Annotated in this window: 13 protein-coding genes and 1 pseudogene; 8 read left to right on the top strand and 6 right to left on the bottom strand. The window is 61.6% G+C overall.

Going from position 1 to position 13546, the window contains the following annotated elements; genetic code table 11:
• Window positions 1-110: 110 nt before the first annotated feature.
• Both LIS66_RS15910 and LIS66_RS15905 read right to left on the bottom strand, forming a co-directional pair.
• Window positions 111-1421, bottom strand: a complete 1311-nt coding sequence (locus LIS66_RS15910) for an ATP-binding protein (protein ID WP_042609336.1) — start codon at window positions 1419-1421, stop codon at window positions 111-113.
• Window positions 1418-2158 carry a response regulator gene (locus tag LIS66_RS15905; protein WP_039762337.1) on the bottom strand — a complete coding sequence of 247 codons (741 nt, stop codon included), beginning with the start codon at window positions 2156-2158 and terminating at the stop codon, window positions 1418-1420. Before LIS66_RS15905 ends, LIS66_RS15910 begins: the two co-directional genes overlap by 4 nt.
• Before the next feature lie 298 nt (window positions 2159-2456).
• On the opposite strand from LIS66_RS15905, the gene LIS66_RS15900 reads away from it, so the two are divergent.
• The 4 genes from LIS66_RS15900 (at window position 2457) to LIS66_RS15885 (ending at window position 5484) form a co-directional block, all read left to right on the top strand.
• The gene (locus LIS66_RS15900; RefSeq protein ID WP_042609337.1) at window positions 2457-2720 is read left to right on the top strand and encodes a DUF2790 domain-containing protein; all 264 of its coding nucleotides are present in this window, start codon (window positions 2457-2459) and stop codon (window positions 2718-2720) included.
• Between the two features lie 33 nt (window positions 2721-2753).
• Window positions 2754-3134 (top strand): hypothetical protein, encoded by a 381-nt coding sequence (locus LIS66_RS15895; protein ID WP_227972542.1) that lies wholly within the window; start codon window positions 2754-2756, stop codon window positions 3132-3134.
• Window positions 3135-3224: 90 nt separating this feature from the next.
• A complete protein-coding gene (locus LIS66_RS15890; protein ID WP_083352514.1) occupies window positions 3225-4436 on the top strand; it encodes a cytochrome c biogenesis protein DipZ in 1212 nt (403 codons plus the stop codon).
• A 235-nt stretch (window positions 4437-4671) separates the two neighbouring features.
• Window positions 4672-5484: a class I SAM-dependent methyltransferase gene (locus LIS66_RS15885; protein WP_227972541.1), complete on the top strand. Its 813-nt coding sequence runs from the start codon at window positions 4672-4674 to the stop codon at window positions 5482-5484.
• A gap of 122 nt (window positions 5485-5606) precedes the next feature.
• Here the strand turns inward: LIS66_RS15885 and pcsA are convergent, their stop codons facing one another.
• Complete coding sequence (gene pcsA, locus LIS66_RS15880; protein WP_042609341.1) at window positions 5607-6329, bottom strand: phosphatidylcholine synthase; 723 nt, start codon at window positions 6327-6329, stop codon at window positions 5607-5609.
• A gap of 259 nt (window positions 6330-6588) precedes the next feature.
• Here pcsA and LIS66_RS15875 point away from each other — a divergent pair, with 259 nt between their 5' ends.
• Both LIS66_RS15875 and ligD read left to right on the top strand, forming a co-directional pair.
• On the top strand, window positions 6589-7326 hold the full coding sequence (locus tag LIS66_RS15875) for a tellurite resistance TerB family protein (RefSeq protein ID WP_227972540.1): 738 nt from the start codon (window positions 6589-6591) through the stop codon (window positions 7324-7326).
• Between the two features lie 128 nt (window positions 7327-7454).
• Complete coding sequence (gene ligD / locus LIS66_RS15870) at window positions 7455-10094, top strand: DNA ligase D (protein WP_083352516.1); 2640 nt, start codon at window positions 7455-7457, stop codon at window positions 10092-10094.
• On the opposite strand, the gene LIS66_RS15865 is transcribed toward ligD, so the two are convergent.
• The 3 genes from LIS66_RS15865 to sodC form a co-directional block, all read right to left on the bottom strand.
• Complete coding sequence (locus LIS66_RS15865) at window positions 10095-10496, bottom strand: hypothetical protein (RefSeq protein WP_173867309.1); 402 nt, start codon at window positions 10494-10496, stop codon at window positions 10095-10097.
• An 80-nt stretch (window positions 10497-10576) separates the two neighbouring features.
• Complete coding sequence (locus tag LIS66_RS15860; protein ID WP_016775151.1) at window positions 10577-10891, bottom strand: DUF2388 domain-containing protein; 315 nt, start codon at window positions 10889-10891, stop codon at window positions 10577-10579.
• A gap of 126 nt (window positions 10892-11017) precedes the next feature.
• Entirely contained in the window at window positions 11018-11539 is a 522-nt protein-coding gene (sodC, locus tag LIS66_RS15855) for a superoxide dismutase family protein (RefSeq protein ID WP_042609346.1), read from the bottom strand.
• A gap of 180 nt (window positions 11540-11719) precedes the next feature.
• Between sodC and LIS66_RS27990 the strand changes: the two are divergent.
• Both LIS66_RS27990 and LIS66_RS27985 read left to right on the top strand, forming a co-directional pair.
• A pseudogene (locus LIS66_RS27990) lies at window positions 11720-12490 on the top strand (MCP four helix bundle domain-containing protein); the annotation flags it as partial.
• 42 nt (window positions 12491-12532) lie between these two features.
• On the top strand, window positions 12533-13396 hold the full coding sequence (locus LIS66_RS27985) for a methyl-accepting chemotaxis protein (RefSeq protein WP_416220763.1): 864 nt from the start codon (window positions 12533-12535) through the stop codon (window positions 13394-13396).
• Window positions 13397-13546 lie beyond the last annotated feature (150 nt).

The raw sequence follows: 13546 nt of genomic DNA, 5'->3' as shown, positions 1-13546 counted from the left end.
GAATGTCGAGGCAGGCGCCACCGGGCGGTGGTCACGGATAGGGGCAGGGCACAGCAGAAGTCCTGCGGCCCCCTCGACTGGGTACTGATTGAGTCTAGTCGGTGTTTTTCTCAGCGTGGCAGCGGCAACCTGAGCTCAGCGCACAGGCCGCCGCCCTCGCGATTGCTCAGCAGCAGCGAACCACCCAGCGCCATCGCCAATTGCTGGGCAATTGCCAGCCCGAGTCCGGTGCCACCGGTGTCGCGGTTGCGCGAGTTTTCCACGCGATAAAACGGTTCCAGCACCTGCGCCAGTTCGGCCTCGGCGATGCCCGGCCCGCGATCGAGGACTTTCACCGACAGGCTGTTGCCCTGCGCTTCGACCTGCAGTTGCGCGGCGCCGGCGAATTTCAGGGCGTTGTCGGTCAGGTTCACCAGGACCCGGCGCAGCGCTTGCGGACGGGTTTCGATCACCGCTTTGCTCTTGCCGCCGAGCTGCACGTCCTTGCCCATGTCCTGATAGTCGAACACGAGGCTGTCGAGGAACGAGTCGAGATCGGTACGGCGGCTTTCTTCGGTGGCGCCGTGAACGCTGCGGGCGTAGGCCACGCCTTCGCGCACCAGATGTTCGATCTCGCCGAGGTCGCTGCTCAGTTTGTCTTTTTCCACCGAATCGTCCATGAACTCCGCACGCAATTTCATCCGGGTGATCGGTGTTTGCAAGTCGTGGGAAATCGCGGCGAGCAGTTGCATGCGTTCTTTCAGGTAGGCGGCGATGCGCGTCTGCATGGCGTTGAACGCCCGCGCTGCGTGGACCACTTCGGTCGGCCCTTGCTCGTCGAGTTTGATCGGATGCGCGTTGGGATCGAGGGTTTCCACCGCATTGGCCAGGCGGGTGAGGGGGCGAATGGCGATGCGCACGGCGAGCCAGGTGCAGAGGATCAGCAGCGCCAGCTGGCCCAGCAGCACCACTGGCAACCACGGCGACAGCGGCACCATCGCCGGACGGATATCGATGGTCACCGGGCTACCGTCGCTCAGGCGCAGATGGCCCTGGAAATGCCGTCTCGGACCGCCGGGAACCTCGGTAAACACCAATGGATAAGTGCCGCCGATGGCCGCGGTAATCGAGGCAATCGCAACGGATTCTTCAGCCGAGGTCACCGGCATGCCCGGTTCGCCCTCATTGAGCAGGTAGCCGTAATTGCGCCGTGCCAGGCGCGGCAACCAGGCCTCGCGCTCGGCAGCGGGCAGGCGATCGAGGATTGCCATCGAGGTCGAGACGTCGGTTTCGAGGTTGCCAAGCATGGTGCTTTTCGCGCTCTGGTAACGCTCGTAGTACTGCGCGCCGAACGACAGGCCCTGCGCCAGAATCAGCCCGATCAGAAAAATCAGCGAGAGGCGCGAGGCGAGGGTGCGCGGCCATTGCAGCTTGAGTTTCATGCCGACGCCCCAAGCAGTTCGACCGGCAGCGAAAACACATAACCTTCACTGCGCACAGTCTTGATGTAGGCCGGTTCGCGGGCATCGTCGAGCAGACGTTGACGCAAGCGGCTCACCAGCAAATCGATGGAACGGTCGAACAAGTCGGCTTCGCGTCCCTGGGTCAGGTTGAGCAACTGATCGCGGCTGAGCACCCGTTGCGGGTGGTCGAGGAATACGCGCAGCAGGCGGTATTCGGCGCCACTGAGGGCAACCATGGTGCCGTCGCTGTCGAGCAGGTGCCGCGCCGAAGTGTCCAGTTGCCAGCGACCGAAGGCCAGCAAGCGTCCGGCTTCGGTGACCACCAGGTTCGGCGGCAGCATGCGGGTTCGGCGCAATACCGCGTTGATCCGCGCCAGCAGTTCGCGGGCGGCGAACGGTTTGGTCAGGTAATCGTCGGCGCCCATTTCCAGGCCGATGATGCGGTCGGTTTCATCGTTGCGCGCGGTGAGCATCAGCACCGGCGTCGCCTTGTGTTTGCCCACGCGCAATTCGCGGCACAGCTGCAGACCATCGTCGCCGGGCATCATGATGTCGAGCACGATCAGGTCGACAGTATTGGCATCCAGGAAGCTGCGCATCTGCCGGCCATCGGCGACCACTGTGGTGCGCAGGCCGTTTTTCTTCAGGTAGTTGCCTACCAGTTCACGGATCTCGCGGTCGTCGTCGACGATGAGAATGTGATCGACATGTTCCATCGGTTCAAGCCTCTGTCAAAAGGGGAATGCCGTGCAGTCTATAGCGCCGGAAACCGCACGCCTGCCTGCCTTTGTATTGCAGTGTATCTGCCGCAACGGCGGATACACGCCGACGCAAAAACGCGATTTTTACCGGGGTTTGTATCGCTGTGTATCTACACATGGCGTGGATACACAACGAGTGATTCTCGTCCTTTCCTGACACAGACGCGATACCTCGAGCGCCTCAAATAGGCTCCATCGAGGCACACACAGAGCGCCTCGGCTCAAAACCCACTGAAGCCTTGAGGACACCACCATGAACAACAAATCCGTATTCGCCGCCTGCCTGTTCGCCGCTCTGAACATCTGCACCCTGTCGGCCCACGCCGAAGCTGACGTCAGCCGGCAAACCTACACCTACGGCACCCATCTGGATATCAAGAAAGTGCTGTCGATGACCGAAGACACCTCGGTGACCTGCGGCATCACCGAGGCGCGCATGACCTACCTCGATTCCGCCGGCAAGACCCGCGAGCTGGATTACAGCAAATTCGCTGACGGCTGCAACAACCAGAACTGAGTCATCCCTACTTTTTCTGCAAGGAGTTTTGCCATGAACAACGTCTCGCGCTTTCTGACCGCAGCAGCCTTCGCCTTCACCGGTGCCGCCGCCCACGCCAACAGTGCCGTGGAGCAAAGCAGTTGCGCCAGCAGCACCTGCTTCCAGCTGACCATAGTGGCGAAGGAGGGCAGCGATGCACTGATCGCCGCTGATGGTTCGAGCCGCACGCCGCAGGGCCAGACGCTCGCCGCTGATGGTTCGAGCCGCACGCCGCAGGGCCAGACGCTTGCCGCTGACGGTTCCAGCCGCACGCCGCAGGGCCAGACGCTCGCCGCTGATGGTTCCAGCCGCACACCGCAGGGCCAACTGGTCGCGGAAAACGGTGCCAGTCGCACGCCACAAGCGCAGTTGCTGGACGGCCAGAACGCATGAGCCACGGCGTCAATAAAGCGTGCTAGCGAGGCGGACATATCCCCTCGCTGCCCGGTTGTGCGCCCAGCCCCCATTTCAAGGTGACCCGTCATGTACCTCATCGCATTTCTCGGCGGTCTGCTGACCGTCCTCAGTCCGTGCATCCTCCCGGTGGTGCCGTTTCTGTTCGCTGGCGCCAACCGTACACGCTCCTCGATCCTGCTCACCCTCGGCGGCATGGCGCTGACCTTTGCGTTGATCTCCAGCCTCGCCGTGGTCAGCAGCGAGTGGGTGATTGAGGCCAGCAACACCGGCCGCCACGTGGCCCTGTTGGTCATGGCGCTGTTTGCCCTGTCGCTGATCTCGGCCCGGGTCGGTGACTGGCTGACCAAACCCTTTGTCGCGTTGGGCAATCGCCTCGATCAAGACACCCGTAAACGCGCAGGACCCATGGCCTCGATCATGCTCGGTGTCGCCACCGGCCTGTTGTGGGCGCCTTGTGCCGGGCCGATCCTTGGAGTGATTCTCACCGGCGCGATGCTGCAAGGTGCCAATGCCCAGACCAGCCTGTTGCTGCTGGCTTACGGCGCCGGCAGTGCCTTGTCGCTGGGCACGTTGATCTTCGCCGGGCGCGGTCTGGTCAATCGGCTGAAACCGTCGATCCCGTTCAGTGGCTGGCTGCGCCGCGGTGCCGGGGTTGCGGTGCTGGCTACGGTCGCAGTGATCGCCACCGGCGCGGACAAAACCCTGCTCGCCAACACCTCTTCGGAAGGCGTTGCCAGCGTCGAGAAAAACGTCCTGGAAAACGTGCCGAAAGTGGTCGACTACTTTGTCAGCAAGGTCCGCGCGGATTCGATGATGGACGACGCCCAGGGCGCGATGCCGTCGCTGTCCGGCGCTGTGCAGTGGCTCAACTCCCCGGAACTCAGCGCCGAATCCCTGCGCGGCAAAGTGGTGCTGGTGGATTTCTGGACCTACGACTGCATCAACTGCCAGCACACCCTTCCGTATGTCAAAGACTGGGCGCAGAAATATGAGAAGGACGGCCTGGTGGTGATCGGCGTGCATACGCCGGAGTACGGCTACGAACGCATCATCGACAACGTCAAGGATCAGGTGAAAAAACTCGGCATCACCTACCCGGTAGCGATCGACAACGACTACGCGATCTGGCGCCACTTCGACAACCAGTACTGGCCGGCGCATTACCTGATCGACGCCAAGGGCCAAGTGCGTTACAGCCACTTCGGTGAAGGTCGTTATGCGGAGCAGGAGCAGATGATCAAGCAGTTGCTGGAGGAGGCCAAGGCGCCGGCGGCTTGATGACAACAACAATGGCTCATGGGTCGCGACCCATGAGCCATTGCCAGTATCTGCAGCCCTATGCCAGCCAACCTGTTTCATGGGCTTGACAGATTTCCACCGCTCATCGGCAAAGTCCCCGGTTTATGGGCTCGCCGGACGATTGACAGGGACGCCGGGCAGCCTCGGCGCGATAGTGAGCAAGCACGGTCCGCGTCGCAGCCTGTGCATTCTCTCTGCCACGGAGCTCGCTGTCATGAGTACCCCGATTGATCTCACTGCCCTGAAGGAACGTCAGAAAGTCGCTTGGGCCAGTGGCGACTACGCCGTGATCGGCACCACGTTGCAAATCGTCGGCGAATGCCTCGCCGAAGCCTGCGATCTGCGTTGTGACGAAGAAGTGCTGGATGTCGCTGCCGGCAACGGCAACGCCACTCTGGCAGCGGCGCGGCGCGGTTGTGTGGTGACCTCGACCGATTACGTGGCGGCACTGCTGGAGCGCGGTCAGGACCGCGCCCGGGCCGAGCATCTGGAGGTGATTTTTCAGGTGGCCGATGCCGAAGCGCTGCCGTTTCCCGATGAAAGCTACGACGCCGTGCTGTCGACTTTTGGCGTGATGTTTGCGCCCGATCAGGTCACTGCTGCTGCTGAACTGGGCCGGGTGTGTCGTCGCGGCGGGCGGATCGGTATGGCGAACTGGACGCCGGAGGGCTTCGTCGGGCAGATGTTCAAGATCCTCGGTCAGCATCTGCCACCGCCTGCGGTTGCACAGCCTCCATCGAATTGGGGTTCGGATGCATGGCTGCACAAGCATTTCGATGATCGCGATTTTGTCGTGCGGGTGACGCGCAACCACTTCAACTTCCGCTATCGCTCCGCGGCGCATTTCATTGATATTTTTCGGCACTGGTACGGGCCGGTGCACAAGGCGTTTGCGGTGTTGACGCCGGAGGCTGGGCAGGCGCTGGAGGATGATCTGACCGTGTTGCTCAACCGCTCGAACCGGGCGGGAGAGGCGTCGCTGGTGGTGCCGAGTGAGTATCTGGAAGTGGTGATAACCAAACGTTAGTTCCGGACAAATGAACAACCCCTGTAGGAGTGAGCCTGCTCGCGATAGCGGTGTATCAGTCGAATGATTTTCAGCTGACCCACCGCTATCGCGAGCAGGCTCACTCCTACAGGGGGATTTGCTTATTTCGAGTGGCCGCGATCAAACCACTCCAGCGCCGTGCGCCAGATGCAGATCCCCAGGAAATATGCCGACATCAGCAGCCACAAGCCCATCACCAGCGGGTTGATTACCGGGTGATTGAGCACCAACGACAGACTGCACAACAGCCAGATCGCCGTCACCGCAATGTTGATCGGCATGAAGCGGCGAACGCGGAACGGGTGCAGGAACTTCATCCGCGTCACCGTCAGCAGCGCCAGACCGATCACGGTGAGGAAGGTGATCCACGGCCCCGGGCCAATGATGTACAGGCACAGCGCAACCACGTTCCAGGCCGCCGGGAAACCGACAAAGTAGTTGTCCTTGCTCTTCATGTTGACGTTGCAGAAGCAGAACAGCGAGGACACCAGAATCACCGACACCGTCAGCAACAAGGTGTAATCGGGGAGGGGAATGTAGCGGTAGATAAACAGTGCCGGGATGAACACATAAGTCAGGTAGTCGATCACCAGATCAAGGATCGAGCCGTCGAAACTCGGCAACACCGATTGCACATTGACCTTGCGCGCCAGTGCGCCATCGAGCCCGTCGACGATCAGCGCTACGCCCAGCCACATCAGGCAATGGATCGGCTGGTTTTCCAGCAGGGCGAGGGTGGCAAGGAAGGCGGTGACCACGCCGGTCGCGGTAAAACCATGGGCGCCCCATGCTTTTAGCCTGGCGATGTGTACGGTGGATATCACGGGGGCGTTCTCCAGAAAGTGAAGCAAGCCGGGTATCGCCCATCGTCAGGAAGGGCGTCGGCAAACCGGGTCGGGTTGCAGCTATCGACCGGTTTGGCCGGGATAAGGTTCACCACCCTTGAATCTTAGCTGGCTGGCGGAAAATTTCTTGCGTGGCGATTTAGCGATTATCGGGCGTCAGCCAAACGGTGCTGGCGCTATGGCCGCGTCGGTCTATCGTTGCCTGACGCAATCGGGCCGGGGCCTTGAGGATGACGACATGAACACCAGCGATTTGCTCGAACAACTGCTGCGAGGCCAGGCCTCGGCGGGACAACAACGTGGTGCTGCGGCCGGCGATGGCCTGGGCGGATTGCTTGGCGGCCTGTTGGGCGGTGGAGGGCAGACCCGCGCGGGTGCTGGCGCGGCTTCCGGCGGACTCGGCGGCTTGGGTGGGTTACTGGGAGGCTTGCGCGGTGGTGGCGGCTTGGGAAGTGCCTTGGGTGGCGGCAACCGAAGTCGTTCCGGCGGCACCCATTACGCGGCCCTCGCTTCGCTGGGCATGATGGCCTACCAGGCGTATCAAGCCTGGCAACGCAGCCAGGCCAGCAAGGCGCCGCCAGACCTGCCACAAACCGCCGACCTGCTCGCCGGCCCGCAAATCGAAACCCACAGCCACGCGGTGCTCCGCGCCTTGATCGCCGCCGCCAAGGCTGACGGGCGTATCGACGACGCAGAGAAGCACCTGATCAGCAGCGAAATCGGCAAACACACTGCGGATCCGCAGTTGCAGCAATGGCTCGACGCCGAAGTCGCCAAACCGCTGGATCCCCGCGAAGTAGCGCAGTCTGCGGACGGCGACCCGGCCGTCGCCGCGGAAATGTATCTGGCCAGCGTGATGCTGGTGGACGACCAACAGGATGCCGAACGCAGCTATCTCGACGAGCTGGCCGCGGCCTTACAGATCGATCCAGACCTGCAGGTGCATCTGGAAAAACAGGCGAAAGGACAAGCCTGATCCGCTGTAAAACTCTACACCCGAGCCCCAGCCGCTCCATCCGTCCGGGGCTTTTTTACGTCGATTGAATTTTTCCGCCGCCGTGTCGCTCTTCTGCATAACAGAACCCGTCTGCCATCGGTGTGCTCATGAACAGGAACCTCGACGATTACAACCGCATGCGTGATTTTTCCGCGACTTCGGAACCGGCTGCGGTCAAGCGCCCGGGGCGCAAGTCTGCCAAGGACCATGCTTTGCAGTTCTGCATCCAGAAGCACGATGCTTCGCACCTGCATTACGACTTTCGCCTGGAACTCGATGGCGCGCTGAAGAGCTGGGCGGTGCCGAAGGGGCCGTCGCTGGATCCCAAGGTCAAGCGTCTGGCGATCCATGTCGAGGATCATCCGCTCGATTACGCGACGTTCGAGGGCAGCATTCCCGAGGGGCATTACGGCGCCGGCGATGTGATCGTCTGGGATCGCGGCGTGTGGATTCCGCTGGAGGATCCGCACAAGGCCTATGCCAAGGGTCGGCTCAAGTTCGAGTTGCAGGGCGAGAAGCTCGGCGGCGTGTGGAATCTGGTGCGCACGCACATGCCGGGCAAGAAAGAACAATGGTTTCTGATCAAGCATCAAGACAATGCCGCGCGCCCGCAGGATGACTTCGACGTGCTGGTCGCCGAACCCGACAGCGTGCTCAGTGAGCGCACGATTGTCGGCAAACCCACGCTCGCCGCCGAACAGGCCAAACCGCTGAAGAAGGCCCCGGCCAAGCCACGCAAACAGGCGTCTGGGCAGCTCAATGGCGCGCGCAAGGCCAAGCTGCCGGCGTTGATCAAACCGGAACTGGCCACATTGGTCGATAGCGCGCCAGAAGGGCAGTGGAGCTACGAGATCAAGTTCGACGGCTACCGGATCATGGCGCGGATCGATCACGATGAGGTCCAGCTGTTTACCCGCAATGGCCACGACTGGACGCATAAACTGCCGCAGCAGGCCAAGGCGCTGGCGGCACTGGGCCTCGAATCGGCGTGGCTTGACGGCGAAATGGTCGTGGCCAACGAGCAGGGTGTGCCGGATTTTCAGGCGCTGCAAAATGCCTTCGATGCCGGACGCAGCGGCAACATCGTTTATTACCTGTTCGACGTGCCGTACCTCAACGGCGTCGACCTGCGTGATGTTCCGGTCGAAGAGCGGCGTGCGGCGCTGAGCACGATCCTTGGCGCACAGAAAGATTCTTCACCGCTGCGCTTCTCCGAAGCCTTCGAAGAAACTCCCGACGCACTGCTCAACAGCGCCTGCCAGATGCAGATGGAAGGCCTGATCGGCAAGCGCCTCGGTTCGCCCTACGTGTCGCGGCGCAGTGGCGACTGGATCAAGCTCAAATGCAAGCATCGGCAAGAGTTCGTCATCGTCGGCTATACCGATCCGAAAGGTGCGCGCAGTGCCTTCGGTGCTTTGCTGCTCGGTCTGCACGACGGTGACAGCGGCGAGTTGCGCTATGCCGGCAAGGTTGGCACCGGGTTCAACGAAACCACGTTGAAAAGCATCCTCGCCCAGCTCAAGCCGCTACAGACCAAAAGCGCTGCGGTGGTCAATCCGCCCAGTGGTTTCGAGGCCAAGGGCGTGCACTGGCTGAAACCGAAATTGCTGGCGGAGGTGGCGTTCGCCGAGATGACCAAGGACGGCTCGGTGCGGCACGCCGTGTTCCATGGTTTGCGCGATGACAAACCGGCCAAGGACATTACAGAGGAGCGAGCGAAGCCTGTGAAAGCTGCCAAGTCTGAAAAATCCGAGAAGACCGAAAAAACCAAAACCACCGAAAAAACCAAAACCGCCGCCAAACAACCAGCGAAGAAAACCGCCGCCAGCAAAGCCGAAACCGCACCCTCGCAGGCGGGGCTGGCCGGCGGCAAGGTGCGCATCACGCACCCGGATCGGGTGATCGATGCAGTCAGCGGCACCACCAAGATGCAACTCGCGCAGTATTACGCCAGCGTTGCTGAACACATCCTCCCGCAACTCAAGGATCGCCCCGTGGCATTGGTGCGCGCCCCGGATGGCATTGCCGGCGAACTGTTCTTTCAGAAGAACGCCGAACGCCTGGCCATCCCCGGGATTTCGACACTGGACAAGGACGTCACCGGCCAGCCAGTGATGATGATCAACAATCCCGAAGCGCTGGTCGGCGCGGTGCAGATGAGCACGGTGGAGCTGCACACCTGGAACGCCACGACGGTGGATCTGGACAAGCCCGATCGCTTCGTCCTCGACCTCGACCCGGATCCGGCGTTGCCATGGAAAAGCATGGTAGAAGCCACCGCGCTGACCCTCACCGTGCTCGATGAACTGGGACTCAAAGCCTTCCTGAAAACCAGTGGCGGCAAAGGCATTCACCTGGTGGTGCCCTTGACGCGCAAGCACGGCTGGGACGAAGTGAAGGACTTCAGCCACGCCATCGTCAGCCACATGGCCAAGTTGCTGCCGGATCGTATTTCGGCGGTGTCCGGACCGAAAAACCGTGTCGGGCGGATCTTTATCGATTACCTGCGCAACGGCCTCGGCGCCACCACCATCTGCGCCTATGCCGCACGGGCGCGGGAAGGCATGCCGGTTTCCGTGCCGCTGTACCGAGAGGAGGTCGCGGAGATCAAGGGCGGTAATCACTGGAACATTTACAACGTGCACGAGCGTCTGACCGAAGTCGGCGATGAGCCTTGGGCGGACATGAAGAAAACCCGTCAGACCATTACCGCCGAGATGCGCAAGCGCGTCGGCATGAAAAAGTGATCAGGTGTCGCGCAGCAAGTCGTGGGCGTTGAGCAGTTCGAAGGCGATTTGCGGGTGGTTTTCCAGACCCTTGCGAATCGCCGCCGGGATCGCCGCACGGGTTTTTCGACACAGGCCCGGCAAGTCATCGATCTGAATGGCAATGCCGCGCATGGTGCGTACCTCGTTGAAACCCGGTGCGACGTCGACGCGGATGCCCAACTGCTCATACATGCGCTGTTGCAGACGTTTGAGGTCGTCGAGGTCTTTGAGTTGTTCCAGACGCGCCAGGAGGATTTTTTCCTCTGCGCGAGTCAGGCGCAGGATGCGCAGATCCGCTCCGGGCGTTTCAAGCAAGGGATCGCGCCCGCAGATGCAGGCGCCGGGTGGGCAGGGTGAGCGCAAGGGCACGGTGGTCGTCATGGCCTCCATCATAGAGGCCGTCGGACGTTTTTGCCTATGCGCACTCAGCGGCCGTCCATCGGCCGCTGTATCCCTCGTGACTACTGCTGCACGCCTTCGTATTGCACCAGAATGGCGTTGGCCAGGTCTTCGTCGCTGGCGTTCAAGCCAGGGTTGGCCTGACGCACCTGTTGCAGTACCGACTCAAGATAAACCCCACGAATGGCTCCACCGCTGGCGACAAAGGCAGACACGTCGTCACGGGCCGGAATCACCATTTTGTCATCCTTGAAGGTCGAGTACAGCGACGCGGAGACACCTGCCGAAGTGGCGACGTCACCCGCATCAACACGGGCCAGCGCCGAACCGACCGGCAGGCAAAGCATTAGAGAAGAAATCAGGACTAACTTGCGCATGACGTGTTCCTCCACAAGCGCGAAGCAAAAAGAGAAGGGACTACATAGCTTCAGAGATAATCGGCGCGCCGGAGTTCCGTGAGCGGAAAAAAGCCTTGGGTCAGGGCATTATCCCGCTCAGTCGGATCAGATCACCCCGCAGGCCATGCGATCGCCGCCACCGCCCAGTGGCTTGGGCATGTCGGAATGGTTATCGCCGCCGGCGTGAATCATCAGGGCGTGGCCCTTGATCTCGGAGATTTTCTTCAGGCGTGGCGCCAGCACCGGGTAGTTGGCGACACCGTCGGCGGTGACATACACCGCCGGCAGGTCACCCAGATGCCCATCGGCGTACGGGCCAAGATGCTTGCCGGTTTTCGCCGGATCGAAGTGTCCGCCAGCGGCCAGTGCCGCGCCTTTGACCCCGTCCTTGGTGCCCGCTTCGCAGCTGCCGTTTTCATGAACATGGAAACCGTGAATGCCGGCCGGCAATGATTTCAGCTCGGGCGTGAACAGCAGACCGTAGGGCGTTTCGCTGACCGTGACCGAACCGATCGCCTGCGGCGCACCGTCGGCGCTGACCAGATTGATCGCGACTTTCTCCGTTGCCGCCTGTGCGGTGCCGATTGCCAGGGTGCCGAGCAGACCAAACCACAGTGCGCGTTTCATAAGCGTTTCCTTCAGCTGCATGAATGTTCGAAGCGCTGGATTGATAGCCTGCCGGGGTTAACCGGCGATGAAGGCGTTATCCAGCGGTGGTGCAAGGTGTGACTGGCCGCTCGATCCAAAAGTTTTGCCGGATTCAAGTCGCCGCTGACATCAGCCGATACGCTCTGTGTCGGCAGTTCCATGCAAATAGGCTTAACTGAAATCCGACAAGCGCAATCCAGCGTGCCCACGGGAGATTCCACGGTGTCGATCAAACTGCGTTTGGTGTTGCTGATTGCGACCAGCCTGCTGACAGCGCTGATCGTGAGTCTGGTCAGTTACGTCGGCAACCTGCGGATGGCCACGGCGGTCGGCGATAACACGGTGAGCATGAGCGCACTGCGCAATCACATGGAAGCCGACATGATGCACGACGCCCTGCGCGCCGACGTGTACTCGGCGATGTTGGTCGGCCTGGGCAAAGGCACCGGCACCGCGACTGAAGTGCGTGATTCGCTGGCCGAGCACGCCGGGCATTTTCGTGAAGTGCTGGATGACAACCTGAAACTGCCGATCAACCCGCCGCTGCGCACGGCGCTGGAGCAGATCAAGCCGAGCCTCGACACCTACATCAAATCCGCCGAGCAGATTGTCGCCGTGGCGCTGGACAACCCCGACGCTGCGCAACAGCAACTCGGCCGATTCAGCACCGCGTTCAGCCAGCTCGAAGAACAGATGGCGACGCTCAGCGAGTTGATTGAAAGCAACACCGGGCAAACCAGCGAAGGCACTGAAGCGGCCATTCGCAACGCCAATCTCGCCCTCGGCGTCGTCCTGATCGCCAGTCTGTTGTTGCTGCTGATTCAGGGCCGCTGGGTGATGCGCAGCATCCTTGGGCCGCTGAAATCCGCCAGTCGCATCGCCGAAAGCATCGCCCATGGCAATCTCAGCGAGCCGATTGTCGAGCCCAGCGGCAAAGACGAAGCCAGTGCCTTGATCCGCACGCTGGCGACGATGCAGCGCGATCTGCGCAATATGATCGACGTGGTGCGGCGCAACGCCCACGGTGTCAGTGGCATGAGCGAGCAGCTCAGCCATGGCTGCCATCAGGTCGCCGACAGCAGCCAGCAACAAAGCGTCGCCGCCGGGACCATGGCCGCCGCCGCCAGCCAGATGACCGCCAGCATCGAAGAAATCACCCGCCACGCCGAACGTGCCCTGAGCATGGCCAACCAGGCTGAGACTCTGGCCAAGCAGGGCGGGGGGGTGATTCACCAAGTGGTCAGCGACATGGACGACATCGCCCGCTCGGCGCAGCAGTCGGCGCAAGTGATCCGCACGCTGGATCAGGAATCCGAGGCAATCTTCAACATCATTCAGGTGATCAAGAGCATCGCCGACCAGACCAATCTGCTGGCGCTCAACGCGGCGATCGAGGCAGCACGGGCGGGTGAGCAGGGCCGTGGTTTTGCCGTGGTCGCCGATGAAGTGCGCAGTCTGGCCGCGCGCACCAGCGCCTCGACCCAGGAGATCGCCACGATGGTCGCGCGCATTCAGAACAGCACGCGCGAGGCGGTCAGCAGCATGGAGGCGGGCGTGGCGCAGGTCGACAAGGGCATGGCGGTGACGGCGGAGGTCGAGCGGGCGATTCGCGAAATCCTCGATGCGACGCTCAGCACCACGCAACTGGTCAATGACATCACTCGCACGATTGGCGAACAGAGTCAGGCCAGTAACGAAATCGCCCATCAGGTGGAGATGATTGCCGGGATGAGCGAGGGCAATAGCCGGGTGATCGGGCAGACGGCAACGACTACGGATGAGTTGTCGGACCTGGCGGGGCAGTTGGCACGGTCGGTGGATCGGTTTCGGTTGTGATGGTGAGGTAGACCAGCGGGTTTTCCATTGCCTGAGCCAGCGCTTTCGCGAGCGGGCTCGCTCCCACAAGGTTCGCCAGTGTCGAGTCCTTTGTGGGAGCGAGCCTGCTCGCGAATAGGCCAGCTCTGACAGGATTGATTCAGGCCAATG

Origin of the sequence: Pseudomonas sp. HN2 (assembly GCF_020736465.1) — a bacterium.
Classification (GTDB): domain Bacteria; phylum Pseudomonadota; class Gammaproteobacteria; order Pseudomonadales; family Pseudomonadaceae; genus Aquipseudomonas; species Aquipseudomonas moraviensis_A.
Note: the sequence above shows the minus strand (reverse complement) of the source record. Positions and strands in the feature narration are given on the sequence as shown.

Coding starts and splice junctions, on each gene's coding strand:
- LIS66_RS15910 (WP_042609336.1), bottom strand. CDS start 1,421: ATGAAACTCAAGCTGCAATGGCCGCGCACCCTCGCCTCGCGCCTCTCG.
- LIS66_RS15905 (WP_039762337.1), bottom strand. CDS start 2,158: ATGGAACATGTCGATCACATTCTCATCGTCGACGACGACCGCGAGATC.
- LIS66_RS15900 (WP_042609337.1), top strand. CDS start 2,457: ATGAACAACAAATCCGTATTCGCCGCCTGCCTGTTCGCCGCTCTGAAC.
- LIS66_RS15895 (WP_227972542.1), top strand. CDS start 2,754: ATGAACAACGTCTCGCGCTTTCTGACCGCAGCAGCCTTCGCCTTCACC.
- LIS66_RS15890 (WP_083352514.1), top strand. CDS start 3,225: ATGTACCTCATCGCATTTCTCGGCGGTCTGCTGACCGTCCTCAGTCCG.
- LIS66_RS15885 (WP_227972541.1), top strand. CDS start 4,672: ATGAGTACCCCGATTGATCTCACTGCCCTGAAGGAACGTCAGAAAGTC.
- LIS66_RS15875 (WP_227972540.1), top strand. CDS start 6,589: ATGAACACCAGCGATTTGCTCGAACAACTGCTGCGAGGCCAGGCCTCG.
- ligD (WP_083352516.1), top strand. CDS start 7,455: ATGAACAGGAACCTCGACGATTACAACCGCATGCGTGATTTTTCCGCG.
- LIS66_RS15865 (WP_173867309.1), bottom strand. CDS start 10,496: ATGACGACCACCGTGCCCTTGCGCTCACCCTGCCCACCCGGCGCCTGC.
- LIS66_RS15860 (WP_016775151.1), bottom strand. CDS start 10,891: ATGCGCAAGTTAGTCCTGATTTCTTCTCTAATGCTTTGCCTGCCGGTC.
- sodC (WP_042609346.1), bottom strand. CDS start 11,539: ATGAAACGCGCACTGTGGTTTGGTCTGCTCGGCACCCTGGCAATCGGC.
- LIS66_RS27985 (WP_416220763.1), top strand. CDS start 12,533: ATGCAGCGCGATCTGCGCAATATGATCGACGTGGTGCGGCGCAACGCC.